The following is a 12,419-nucleotide window of genomic DNA, read 5'->3' as shown; positions in this document are numbered from 1 at the left end:
TTTCTTGGCCATTCACCTGGCGAACCGGAGCGTCACTTTCCGGTCTTTCACCGCCCATTTTCCTGGTCTATATCAGCGGCGCGAATAAAAATCGATTGGGGTTGATGGTCGTGGACTATATTTCTACCCGGGGCGAAGCCGCTCCGCTCGGATTCCGGGATGCGCTGATGGCGGGCCTTGCCCGCGACGGCGGCCTTTACGTGCCACGCCAATGGCCTTCGCTCTCCAAAAAGGAGATCCGCGCCCTGCGCGGCAGGACCTATCAGGAGGTCGCCTTCGAGATCCTCAAGCACTTCGTCGGCGACGAAATCCCCGCCGACAAGCTGAAGGGCATGATTGACGAGGCCTATGCCACGTTCCGGCATCCGGCCGTCGTGCCGCTGGTGCAGACCGGGCCGAACGACTTCGTGCTCGAGCTCTTCCACGGCACGACGCTCGCCTTCAAGGACGTGGCGATGCAGCTGCTCGCCCGGCTGATGGACTATGTGCTGGCCGAGCGCGGCGAGCGCGCCACGATCGTCGGCGCGACGTCGGGGGATACCGGCGGAGCGGCCATCGACGCATTCGCGGGCCGCGAGCGCACCGACATCTTCATCCTTTTCCCGCATGGCAAGGTCTCGTCCGTGCAGCAGCGGCAGATGACGACCTCCAGTGCCGCCAACGTGCATGCGCTGGCGCTGAGGGGCAATTTCGACGACTGCCAGAACATCGTCAAGGAGATGTTCAACGACGTCGCCTTCCGCGACCGGGTGAAGCTCTCGGGCGTCAACTCGATCAACTGGGCGCGCATCATGGCGCAGGTCGTCTATTATTTCACGGCCGCCGTTTCGCTCGGCGGGCCGGACCGGAAAATCTCCTTCACGGTGCCGACCGGCAATTTCGGCGATATTTTCGCGGGTTATGTGGCCAAGAAGATGGGCTTGCCGATCGACCGGCTGGTGATCGCCACCAATGACAACGACATTCTCGCCCGGACGCTGAAGACCGGCCGCTACGAGATGCGCGACGTCAAGGCGACCACCTCGCCGTCGATGGACATCCAGATCTCGTCCAATTTCGAGCGGCTGCTGTTCGAAGCCTATGGCCGCGACGCCGCTTCGGTGCGCGCCGCGATGGCCGGGCTGAAGCAGTCCGGCAGCTTCGAGATCAAGCCGGAGGCGCTGAAAGCCGTCCGCCGCGAGTTCCGTGCCGGGCGGGCGACGGAGCGACAGGTTGCCGCAACCATCCGCGAAACGCTTTCCGAGACCGGATACCTCCTCGATCCCCATACTGCGACCGGTGTTTTCGTCGCAGGCAAGAACGCAAAACCGGCAAGCCCGATGGTCACTCTGGCCACTGCGCACCCGGCCAAATTTCCGGCCTCGGTAAAATCCGCTTGCGGAATTGATCCGGCGCTTCCATCATGGCTTGCTGATCTTATGCAAAGGGAGGAGCGCTTCGATATCTTGGAGCCTGAGCTTAAGGCCGTCGAAACATTCATCGGCCAGCATGCCCGCGCTAAGTAACAGAGGTATCGGCGGCGCCGGAAAGACGTAAACATGAATGTAGAAATCACCCGGCTCGCCTCCGGGTTGACGGTCGTCACCGAAACCATGCCGCATCTGGAGAGCGTCGCGCTGGGTGTCTGGATCAAGTCCGGATCGCGTAACGAGACCGAGGACGAACATGGGATCGCCCACCTCCTCGAGCACATGGCCTTCAAGGGCACCGCCCGCCGCAGCGCCCGTGACATCGCCGAAGAAATCGAGAATGTCGGCGGCGAACTCAATGCCGCAACATCCACCGAAACCACCTCCTATTACGCCCGGGTGCTCAGGGACAACGTACCGCTCGCGGTCGACATCCTTGCCGACATCCTGACGGAATCAGCCTTCGACGAGGAAGAACTGCGTCGCGAAAAGCACGTCATCCTCCAGGAGATCGGCGCTGCCAACGACACGCCCGACGATGTGGTGTTCGACAAGTTTTCCGAGGTCGCCTATCGCGGTCAGACGATCGGCCGACCGATCCTCGGCACGCCGGATACGGTCAAGGGTTTCACGCCAGGGCAGATCCGCAACTACCTTTCGCGCAATTACACGACCGACCGGATGTTCGTGGTCGCTGCGGGCGCCGTGGATCACACGACGTTCGTCAAGCAGGTGGAAGAGCGTTTTGCCCGCCTGCCCATGACCCCGAGTTCGCCGCCTGTGTTGGAAGTCGCCCGTTACATCGGCGGCGACGTGCGCGAAACCCGCGACCTGATGGACGCGCAGGTGCTGCTCGGTTTCGAGGGCAAGGCCTATCACATGCGCGACTTCTACTGCTCGCAGATCCTCGCCAACATCCTCGGCGGCGGCATGTCCTCGCGCCTGTTCCAGGAAGTGCGCGAACGTCGCGGCCTGTGTTATTCGGTCTATGCCTTCCACTGGGGCTTTTCCGATACCGGCATCTTCGGTATCCATGCGGCAACCGGCGGCAACGAGTTGCCGACACTGGTGCCTGTGATCATCGATGAGCTGCGCAAGTCCTCGGAGACGATCCACCAGCAGGAAATCGACCGTGCCCGCGCCCAGATCCGCGCCCAGCTTCTGATGGGCCAGGAAAGCCCGGCCGCCCGCGCCGGCCAGATCGCCCGCCAGATGATGCTCTATGGTCGCCCCATCCCCAACCCGGAAATGATGGAACGGCTGGAAGGTATCACCACGGAGCGGCTTACCGACCTTGCCGGACGGCTGTTTTTCGATACAGTTCCCACCTTGTCGGCGGTCGGCCCGATCGAACAGCTCGCGCCATTGACCGACATCTCCACGGCGCTTTCCACGCCGGGGATCCAGACGAAGAAGGCTGCCGGTTAAACCGGCCGCCCTGCCCGGAGCAGCGTTAGCATGACCAAATCGGTGTTTCGGTTCCTGTCGCGACAGCCGGACACACCAGAGCTTTATGGCGAAAACCACCTGCTCCGGCTTCCCCGTTATTCCGACTACAAACAGTGGCAGCGGTTGCGCTCGGAAAGCCGGCCGTTCCTGCAGCCCTGGGAGCCGATCTGGCGGCCGGACGAGCTGACCGAAGGGGCGTTCCGCCTGCGCGTCGTCAGAAGCGGCCAGGAATATGCCTCGGGCCTTGCCGTGCCGCTGCTGCTCTTCCGCCGCGACGACCAGGTGCTGCTCGGCGGCCTGACCATCGGCTATATCCGCCGGGGTGCGGCGCAGAGCTGCATGGTCGGCTACTGGATGGGCGAGAAACATTCCGGCCAAGGCCACATGTTGGCCGCATTGAAGGTGGCTATCCCGTATATCTACGGCGGACTTCAGTTGCACCGGATCGAGGCAGCCTGTATTCCGGAGAACTGGAAAAGTGTCCGGCTTTTGGAAAAGGCCGGTTTCGAGCAGGAAGGTCTTTTGCGCAAGTATCTCAAAATCAATGGCGAATGGCGCGACCACCTGATGTTTTCCCGCCTGCCGGAAGACGGTGAGTTCGGGAAGATGCTGAAGCCATGAACGCCTCAGCCTTGCGTCTTGCGTCATTGATCCGCTTTTTTCCGGCAATCATCGCCCTCCTCGCAGCCGCCATGGTCCTGACGGCTGCGCCAGGTGCGCGCGCCGCGGAGCCGGTCAAGATCTCGCGAGACGACACGGCGCTCGACCTCACGAGAACCACCGATATCTACGTCAACCAGGGCGAGGCCTTCCAGGTGTCGACCGCCGCCGCTGCGGATGGCATCCGCCGCCGCATCGAGGTGCGTGCAAGCTCTCCCGGCCACCAGGGCGACTGGGCGGTCTTTGCACTTTCCAACGTTTCGGAAGAACAGCTCGAACGGGTGATCGTTGCCCCGCATTTCCGGCTCGCCAACTCGAAAATGTTCTGGCCGGACCTCGGCTCGCAGCGCATCATCTCGATCACGCCCTCGGAAGGTTTTGCGCTCGACCGGATACCGAGCCCGGATGCCGACGTTTTCCGGATCACGCTGAACCCCGGTTCGACCATCACCTTCGTCGCCGAGCTCGCGACGCCGTCGCTGCCGCAAATCTATCTTTGGCAGCCGGACTCCTACAAGGACACGGTCAACTCGTTCACGCTCTATCGCGGCATCGTGCTTGGAATCGCGGGCCTGCTGGCGGTGTTCCTGACCATTCTCTTCGTCGTCAAGGGCACCTCGATGCTGCCGGCGGCGGCAGCGCTTGCCTGGGCGGTACTCGCCTATATCTGCGTCGATTTCGGTTTCCTGGACAAGCTGATCACCGTCACGTCGGGCGACCAGCGCATATGGCGCGCGGCGGCGGAGGTGGCGCTCGCGTCTTCGCTCGTCATCTTCCTGTTCACTTACCTCAACCTCAACCGCTGGCACGTGCATCTCGGTTACGCGACGCTTGCCTGGGTGGTCGGCCTGGTGCTGCTCGGCGGTGTGGCGATCTACGATCCCTCGGTCGCGTCGGGCATCGCCCGCCTCTCGTTCGCACTGACCGGTACCGTCGGCATCCTGTTGATCATCTATCTCGGCTTCAACCGCTACGATCGGGCGATCCTGCTGGTGCCGACCTGGGCGCTGATCCTGGTCTGGCTGTTCGCCGGCTGGCTGACGGTGACCGGCAAGCTCGACAACGACATCATTCAGCCGGCGCTTGGCGGCGGTCTCGTTCTGATCGTGCTTCTCATCGGCTTCACGGTCATGCAGCACGCCTTTGCCGGCGGCGCCTATCAGCAGGGCCTGTTCTCCGATCTCGAACGGCAATCGCTGGCGCTCACCGGCAGCGGCGACACCGTCTGGGACTGGGACGTGGCCCGCGACCGCGTTGTCACCACACCGGACATCTCGACCCGCCTCGGGCTCGATGTCGGCGCCATGCACGGGCCGGTGCGCAACTGGGTGCCGCGGCTGCACCCCGACGACCGCGACCGCTTTCGCGCGACGCTGGACGTGCTGCTCGAACACCGCCGCGGCCGTCTGAACCACGAATTCCGCATCCGCGCCGAGGACGGGCATTTCCACTGGCTGCAGATCCGCGCCCGGCCGGTGCTCGGCTCGAACGGCGAAATCATCCGCTGCGTCGGCACGATCATCGATGTGACCGAGCAGAAAAATTCCGTCGAACGGCTGCTCCAGGACGCACTGCACGACAACCTGACCGGCCTGCCGAACCGCCAGGTCTTCCTCGACCGGCTGCAATCGGTGCTGACGCTGGCGCCGGCCGGCGACACCGTGCGGCCGACCGTCATGGCGATCGACATCGACCGCTACAAGCAGGTCAACGATAGTCTCGGCATCGCCGCCGGCGACAATATCCTGATCGCGCTGACCCGCCGTCTGCGCCGGCTGCTGAAGCCGCAGGACACGCTGGCGCGACTTGCCGGCGACCAGTTCGGACTGATCCTCGTCTCCGAGCGCGACCCGGCCAAGGTGGCGGATTTTGCCGATGCGGTCTCCAAGGCGATCATGGTGCCGATCAACTTCGCCAACCGCGAAATCATCCTGACAGCCTCGATCGGCCTCTCCTCGTGGGTCGACCAGCAGGAAAGCGCCTCCGGCATGCTGGCCGACGCGGAACTTGCCATGTACCGGGCGAAACGCTCCGGCGGCAACCGCGTCGAGCCTTTCCGCCCCGCCTTCCGGGCCGCCGGCGCCGACAAGCTGCAGATCGAGACCGATCTTCGCCGCGCCATCGAGCGCAAGGAACTGTTCCTCGCCTATCAGCCGATCATCAGCCTGAAGGATGGCGAGATAGCGGGTTTCGAGGCGCTGATGCGCTGGGATCATCCCAAGCGCGGCAGCATACCGCCTTCGGAGTTTATTCCGATTGCGGAAATGTCGGACCTGATCGGCCCGCTCGGCCTGTTCGCCCTCGACCGGGCCGCCTCGGACCTGATGGTCTGGCAGGGCCAGACCGGCGACCTGCCGGTGTTCGTGTCGGTCAACCTGTCGAGCGCCCAGCTTCTCAACGCCGATCTCTACAACGACGTGCGCGCGCTATTGCAGAAGACCCAGGTCAATCCGGGCCAGCTGAAGCTCGAACTCACCGAGTCGCTGATGATGGAGAACCCGGAACAGGCGCGGCTGGTGCTTGGCAAACTCAAGGAGACGGGCCTCAGCCTCGCGCTCGACGATTTCGGCACCGGCTATTCGTCGCTCGCCTACCTTACGCAGTTCCCGTTCGACACGATCAAGCTCGACAAGGCGCTGGTTCGCAACGCAACGGAAAAGCGGGCAGTCCTTTTGCGTTCCGTGATCGCCATGGCCCGTGCGCTGGAAATGACCGTGGTGGCGGAGGGCGTCGAGACCGACGAGGATGCGGCGGAACTTGCCAAGATGGGCTGCCATTTCGGCCAGAGTTATCTGTTCGGCCCGCCTGCCCCGGCAGATGCCGTGCTCCGTCTTCTGAAAGAGCGCTTCCCGCTGACCAAGCGGGCGTAGGCTTTCTCAAGCGGCCTTGCCCGCTCTCGGACGCTCGCGGGCGAAGGGGCTGAGGCCCAGCCATTGCTGCATCGAGCTCGCCATTTCCGGATCGCCGTCCAGCTCCAGCCTTCCCTGCGCCATTTCGGTCCGCACCGTCGCGATACCCATCCAGATGGCGGTCATCGTCCGGAGCGAACTGGTCACGTAGAGGTCGATCTCGAAGCCGGGATCGGTCGAGCAGACATCGACATCGCGGCCGTCGACGACCAGCCAGTAGCGCTGCTGGGCCGCCGGCCGCTCCGGAAAGAGAAAGAGGACCGTGCAACGCCGCGAAGGCATCGGCGTCGGATCGAGGTGGCGGCGCATGTCCCACATCAGCAGCGACGGATCGAGTTTCTGAAGCGAATGCTGGGTCTCGACCCAATGTTGGCCCCAGAAGCCGAGGGTCATCACCACCTCGCGCAAATCCTCGCCGGCCGGCGTCAGATGATATTCCATCACCCCATCGGCCGCCTTGCGGTTTTCGACGATGCCCGCCTGGACCAGTTCCTTCAACCGTTTCGAAAGCAGGGTCGGCGACATGCGCGGCACGCCGCGCCGGAGGTCGTTGAAACGGCAGCTGCCGCACAGAAGTTCGCGGAGCACGAGCGGCGTCCAGCGGGTGCAGAATACCTCCGCCGCCATCGCCACCGGACAGAACTGGCCGTAGCTCGCCGTCACCTCCAACATCGCCATCTCCTCGCATGCCCCGGGGCAGAATAATCCCGTTCCGGAAACCGACCAAGTCCGCTTTATGGACTATTGGCCTGACAACGGGGCGGCTCCGGATGACGGATATCAAACACCTCGTCCGTCCCGGCGCGTGCCGAACGCTCGGACACGATACATAGCTGCCAAGGCATGACGAATCTAAACGCTATCATCACAGAGCAATCGATATAGCATTGCCGCCTCATCCCCTCTTGACTCATTCATAGCTCTAGAGCTATACGTAAATCCATAGCCAATGAGGTATGAATTCAGTGTCGAACGCCCACGATGTGCTCTTTCGAACGCTTGCCGACCCGACGCGGCGAGCCATATTCGAGCGGCTGTGCCGCGAAGGCGAGAGGACGGTCGGGGTCCTGACGGCGCAGGCCGGGGTTTCTCAGCCGGTTGTCTCGAAACATCTCGGGGTGCTGAAGCGGGCCGGGCTGGTGCGCGACCGCCATGAGGGCCGCCAGACCCATTATAGCGCCCAGCTCGGCGCGCTCGCGCCGCTGGTCGACTGGACGAGCCAGATGGCCGGGTTCTGGCAAAACCGCTTCGACCGCCTCGAAGACCTGCTCAAAAGGATGGACCAATGAACGATACTTCGACCCAAACACGCACCGTCGTCGTCGAGCGAGATATTGCTCACCCGGCGGAAAAGGTCTGGCGGGCGCTCACGCAACAGCACCTGATCGAGGAATGGCTGATGAAGAACGATTTCCAGCCGGTCGTGGGTCACCGTTTCAAGCTTCGCGGCGAGTGGGGCGGCGTCCTGGACTGCGAAGTGCTGGCCGTGGAGCTTCACAGAAAGCTCTCCTACACCTGGGACCATGCGCATGAGGATGCGGCCTACGATCTGAGAAGCGTTGTGACCCTGACGCTTACCCCGACCAGCACAGGAACCCATCTGCGCATGGAGCAGTCGGGCTTCCGGCCGGATCAGACGCTCGCCTATAACGGCGCCCGCCACGGATGGCAGGGGTTCGCCAGTGCGCTGGAGACGGTTCTGGCGAGGATCGACTGACGCCTTGCGAGAGGCCGAGGCCGGAATTTTTACAGGGCGGCACTGCCGTCGTTTTCAGGGGAGGTATTATCGTTGAACTGGAACACGTTAACGCGGCAGGTCCACCGCTGGCTGTCGATCGTCTTTACGGCGACGGTCATTGCGAACTTCGTCGCCATGGGCATCGGCGAGCCGCCCTTGTGGATCGTCTACTCTCCCCTCATCCCCCTGTTCCTGCTAATGTTGAGCGGTCTTTATCTGTTCGCGTTGCCATACGCCCGTCGTAGCGGGCAACGCGCCAGCGGATAGGAGTGAACAGAATGGCTGAAAAGACGCCCAGGAAATCCGGGGCTGCCAAGCCGGCACCCGCCAGCCGCGTCGCTGCGGAGCCGGCTCTCCTTTCGGGCGGCAACCCGCAGATCGCCAAGGGTTACGGCGACGCACCCGTGCAGGCCTATATCGCCGCCATGCCGGGCTGGAAAAGCGATGTCGGGCGCCGCCTCGACGCACTCGTCACCAGCACCGTCCCCAACGTCTACAAGGCGGTCAAATGGAACTCGCCGCTCTACGGCATCGAAGGCGACGGCTGGTTCCTCAGCGTCCATTGCTTCACGAACTACATCAAGCTGGCCTTCTTCCGCGGCACCTCGCTCAACCCCGTCCCTCCCGGCACGTCCAAAACGCCGCAGACGCGCTACTTCCATATCCATGAGGGAGACGAATTCGACGAAAAACAGCTCGCCGACTGGGTGAAACAGGCCAGCCAATTGCCCGGCGAACGGATGTAGCGACGGGCGAACGGCGACAGCATGAAGAAAGCGACGGCAACAATGGAAACCATGAACAGCATTTCGGCGGACAAAGACCCTTCTCCGGCGCAGTTGATCGATGCGAGGATCCGCGAGCTTGGCGACTGGCGGGGCGAGACGCTCGCCCGGGTCCGGTTCCTGATCAAGCAGGCCGAGCCCGACGTGGTCGAGGAATGGAAGTGGCGAGGGGTCCCGGTCTGGGAGCGCGACGGGATCATCTGCACCGGCGAGACCTATAAGGCAGCCGTGAAGCTGACCTTTGCCAAAGGGGCTTCGCTGGAGGATCCTTCCGGCCTCTTCAACTCCAGCCTCGACGGAAATACCAGGCGTGCGATCGATTTTCACGAGGGCGACAAGATCGATGAGGAGGCGCTGAAGGCACTCATTCGGGCCGCCGTGGCGCTGAATACCGCCCGCCCCGCCCGCTCGCAGAAGAAGCCGAAGAGCGCCTAAAAGTACCGCTAAACGGTGCGGATCGATCCGCTTTCCGATGCCATGATCAAGGGCTCCGGGTTACCGGATTTGCCCCGGTCATCCTCGGCGCCGCGGCGGCGGCTATCCGTGTCCGGCAGGGTCTAGTCCATTTCCTGTACTTGCGGCGGCTCGCCGAGCGGCCAACACTCCGCCCATTCTCGACAAATGGGAGGAGAAAAAAATGACAACGGCAACCGAACTCAAACCCGCCCACACGGTCCATTCGAATGCGGTCGGCATTGCCAGGTCGCTCGGGCCGGTCTTTGCCGCACGCGCCGCGGAGTCCGATGACGGCGATGCCTTCGTCGCCGACAATTATCGCGACCTGCGCCATTCCGGCCTGATCGAGGCCGGCGTCCCCGCCGATCTCGGCGGCGGCGGCGCTGAGGTTCGCGAACTCTGCGATATGATCCGGGAGCTCGCGCACCATTGCGGCTCGACGGCGCTCGCCTTCTCGATGCACACGCATCAGGTGGCGATCCCCGCCTGGCGCTGGACACGTCAGAAGGCGGCACCGGTGATGCCGCTTCTCAAACGCGTGGCGGCGGAGCGGGTCGTCCTGCTCTCGAGCGGCGGCTCGGACTGGATCGAAGGATCGGGCAAGGCCCAGAAGGTCGATGGCGGTTACCGGATCACCGCGCGCAAGATCTTCACCTCCGGCTCGCCGATCGGCGACATCCTGATGACCGGCGCGGTGCTCGACGAACCGGATGGACCGAAGGTCCTGCATTTCGGCCTGCCGATGAAATCGCCGCATGTCAAAGTTCTCGACACCTGGAAGGTGATGGGGATGCGCGGCACCGGCTCGAACGACGTGATGATCGAGGGCCATGTGGTGACGGAAGAAGCGGTCGCGCTGAAGCGCAACCAAGGCGAATGGCACATGCTGTTCCACATCATCTCGATGATCGCCTTCCCGCTGATCTACGCGGCCTATCTCGGCGTTGCGGAAAGCGCACGCGATATCGCGGTCGAGATGGCGAAGCGGAAGGAGCCGGACGCCCATGTGATCGAGCTTGCCGGGCGGATGGAGACCGAACTCAGGGCCGCGCAATACGCCCATGCCGCCATGATTGCAGCGGCCGAGCGCGGCGAACCTTCGCCGGCCACGACCAACGAGATCATGATCGGCCGCTCGCTGGTCGCCCGCCACGCGATGGCCGCGACGGAACTCGCCATGGAGACAGCGGGCGGTGCAGCCTTCTATCGGGACAAGGGCCTCGAACGCCGCTTCCGCGACATTCAGGGCGCCCGTTATCACCCCATGAGATCAGGACCGCAGCAGGAGTTTTCCGGCCGCATGGCCTTGGGGCTCGATACGCTCAGGACCTTTTGAGAAACAAAAGCTTGAGGTGGCGACGCATAAAAACCAGCATAGGCTGCATTTTTACTCCAGAATGCACGATAAAAAGGGCAAGTTCAACGTAAAGTAGCGCCTGTTAAAATATGATAATGCATGTTTTGGAGTTGACGAAATCGTGATCTTGCCCCCTAATTCCCAGGGGTCTCTGAATGCGCCCCATAAACTACTTCCCGCCTTTCGATCCACCGAAAGGCGGGTTTTCTTTTTGGGGCGGGGCTATCCCCTCTGCGCCTGGATAAGCCGGTGAATATATTCCAGCTTGACCATGACGGCCTGCGAGAGGACGAAGGGATAGAGATCCGGCTGGCCCATCGAGCGATGGATGCTGTTGAGCGCCATGCTGAACGGCACCCAGGCTGAGACGAGCTGTTCCGCATCACGTGCCGCATAAGGGTTGAAAGCCACTTCCGCCGCCATTTCGGCATGGCCACGCGGCTCGATCACCATGCCATAGGCACGGGCGGTCTCCAGCGTATCGACGATGTGCAGGTAGTGGGCGAAGCACTCGGCGAAATCTTCCCAGGGGTGGGTGCTGGCATAGGTGCTGATGTAGAAATCCTGCCAGCCGGGCGGCGGGCCCAGCTCGTAATTTCTCTGCAGCGCCGCGCCGTAATCGATAGTCTCGTCGCCGAAGATGGCGCGGAACTCCTCCAGCCTGCCGCCGTCGCGCACCAGCTTGTCCCAGATATAGTGACCTGTCTCATGGCGAAAATGGCCGAGCATGGTGCGGTAGGGCTCGTTCATCGAGACGCGCACCTGCTCGCGGGTCGCATCGTCGGCCTCGGCGGCGCGGATCGCGATCAGGCCATCCTCGTGGCCGGTCATGGCCGGCACGATGGTGCCGTCCGGCTGAATCTCGTCGATCAGGAAATCGAAAACGAGGCCGCCCTGCGGATCCTCGTCGCGATTGGTGTGCGGCAGGTTCCAACGCATCAGCGAGTAGAAGAGATGCCGCTGCGCCTGGCTGATGCGTCGCCACTGGCTGAGGCCGACCTCGGTCGAGGCGTCCGGAACCAGCCGGTTATGCCGGCAGGCAGGGCAGAAGGGATGCGGATCGTCGGCGCTGACCGTCCAGTTGCAGATGTCCATCGCGGCATTGGCGCAGTGGCGCACCTTGTAGTCCGGCCGGGCGACGAGATGCCATGCCCCCTCCCCTTCATCCTGCGCGAGCGCGTGCATGGCCAGATGCTCCGGGACGAATGCCAGCCGATGGCCGCAGTTGACGCAGGAGCGATTGTCGAAATGGATGGTCTGGCCGCAATGATCGCAGTCGTAGAGGCGCATGGAACGTCCGTCGGTTTCAAATGGGCGGATACAGAAAACCTGCTCCGGCCGGAGCCGGAACAGGTTCGCATTCTAAGCTTGTAGAGTAACCGTTACATGCGGTCGACAACACCCTTCGCCGCATCCTTGACCTTGCCCTTGGCCTGCTGCGCATGGCCCTTGGCTTCCTGGCCCGCACCCTTTGCCTTGAGCTTCGGATTGTCGGTCATGTCGCCGGCCGCCTGCTTGACCTTGCCGGCCATTTCGTTGGCCTTGCCGGCCATCTTGTCACTGGTGCTGCCCATCGTGCTTCTCCTCGGTGAGGACGCCCATCGTCCTGCTGGGAAAAGAACTCCGGGCTGCAGGCTTCGTTCCGGAAATCTTTCG

General features: G+C 63.0%; 13 protein-coding genes. 10 read left to right on the top strand and 3 right to left on the bottom strand.

The features are described from left to right. Positions 1-101 precede the first annotated feature (101 nt). The 4 genes from thrC to C5J24_RS14710 all read left to right on the top strand — a co-directional run bounded on the left by thrC (position 102) and on the right by C5J24_RS14710 (position 6,388). Positions 102-1,505: a threonine synthase gene (thrC, locus tag C5J24_RS14725; RefSeq protein WP_205412867.1), complete on the top strand. Its 1,404-nt coding sequence runs from the start codon at positions 102-104 to the stop codon at positions 1,503-1,505. A gap of 33 nt (positions 1,506-1,538) precedes the next feature. Continuing rightward, positions 1,539-2,837 carry a pitrilysin family protein gene (locus tag C5J24_RS14720; RefSeq protein WP_105401957.1) on the top strand — a complete coding sequence of 433 codons (1,299 nt, stop codon included), beginning with the start codon at positions 1,539-1,541 and terminating at the stop codon, positions 2,835-2,837. Between the two features lie 30 nt (positions 2,838-2,867). Then, positions 2,868-3,479: a GNAT family N-acetyltransferase gene (locus C5J24_RS14715; RefSeq protein WP_046607106.1), complete on the top strand. Its 612-nt coding sequence runs from the start codon at positions 2,868-2,870 to the stop codon at positions 3,477-3,479. A 71-nt stretch (positions 3,480-3,550) separates the two neighbouring features. Further along, positions 3,551-6,388 carry an EAL domain-containing protein gene (locus C5J24_RS14710; protein ID WP_245446651.1) on the top strand — a complete coding sequence of 946 codons (2,838 nt, stop codon included), beginning with the start codon at positions 3,551-3,553 and terminating at the stop codon, positions 6,386-6,388. A 6-nt stretch (positions 6,389-6,394) separates the two neighbouring features. Here the strand turns inward: C5J24_RS14710 and C5J24_RS14705 are convergent, their stop codons facing one another. Then, a complete protein-coding gene (locus C5J24_RS14705) occupies positions 6,395-7,099 on the bottom strand; it encodes a helix-turn-helix domain-containing protein (protein ID WP_105401959.1) in 705 nt (234 codons plus the stop codon). A 293-nt stretch (positions 7,100-7,392) separates the two neighbouring features. Between C5J24_RS14705 and C5J24_RS14700 the strand changes: the two genes are divergently transcribed. From C5J24_RS14700 to C5J24_RS14675, 6 genes are all read left to right on the top strand, one after another. Next, positions 7,393-7,716, top strand: coding sequence for a helix-turn-helix transcriptional regulator (locus C5J24_RS14700; protein WP_046631613.1), 324 nt, complete (start codon positions 7,393-7,395; stop codon positions 7,714-7,716). Then, positions 7,713-8,144 carry an SRPBCC domain-containing protein gene (locus tag C5J24_RS14695; RefSeq protein WP_105418815.1) on the top strand — a complete coding sequence of 144 codons (432 nt, stop codon included), beginning with the start codon at positions 7,713-7,715 and terminating at the stop codon, positions 8,142-8,144. Before C5J24_RS14700 ends, C5J24_RS14695 begins: the two co-directional genes overlap by 4 nt. A 72-nt stretch (positions 8,145-8,216) precedes the next feature. Beyond that, positions 8,217-8,432: a hypothetical protein gene (locus tag C5J24_RS14690; RefSeq protein ID WP_105418813.1), complete on the top strand. Its 216-nt coding sequence runs from the start codon at positions 8,217-8,219 to the stop codon at positions 8,430-8,432. A gap of 11 nt (positions 8,433-8,443) precedes the next feature. Beyond that, on the top strand, positions 8,444-8,911 hold the full coding sequence (locus tag C5J24_RS14685; protein WP_105418811.1) for a DUF1801 domain-containing protein: 468 nt from the start codon (positions 8,444-8,446) through the stop codon (positions 8,909-8,911). Between the two features lie 21 nt (positions 8,912-8,932). Next, positions 8,933-9,385, top strand: coding sequence for a DUF1801 domain-containing protein (locus C5J24_RS14680; RefSeq protein WP_105418809.1), 453 nt, complete (start codon positions 8,933-8,935; stop codon positions 9,383-9,385). Between the two features lie 202 nt (positions 9,386-9,587). After that, complete coding sequence (locus tag C5J24_RS14675) at positions 9,588-10,742, top strand: acyl-CoA dehydrogenase family protein (protein ID WP_105418807.1); 1,155 nt, start codon at positions 9,588-9,590, stop codon at positions 10,740-10,742. Positions 10,743-10,985: 243 nt separating this feature from the next. On the opposite strand, the gene C5J24_RS14670 is transcribed toward C5J24_RS14675, so the two are convergent. Both C5J24_RS14670 and C5J24_RS14665 read right to left on the bottom strand, forming a co-directional pair. Then, positions 10,986-12,053, bottom strand: coding sequence for a putative zinc-binding metallopeptidase (locus C5J24_RS14670; RefSeq protein ID WP_105418805.1), 1,068 nt, complete (start codon positions 12,051-12,053; stop codon positions 10,986-10,988). A gap of 92 nt (positions 12,054-12,145) precedes the next feature. After that, entirely contained in the window at positions 12,146-12,337 is a 192-nt protein-coding gene (locus tag C5J24_RS14665) for a CsbD family protein (protein ID WP_105418803.1), read from the bottom strand. Positions 12,338-12,419: the final 82 nt, after the last annotated feature.

Origin of the sequence: Neorhizobium sp. T25_27, from assembly GCF_002968565.1 — a bacterium.
In the GTDB taxonomy this organism is placed as follows: Bacteria; Pseudomonadota; Alphaproteobacteria; order Rhizobiales; family Rhizobiaceae; genus Neorhizobium; species Neorhizobium tomejilense.
This window is presented reverse-complemented; position numbering and strand designations above follow the sequence as displayed.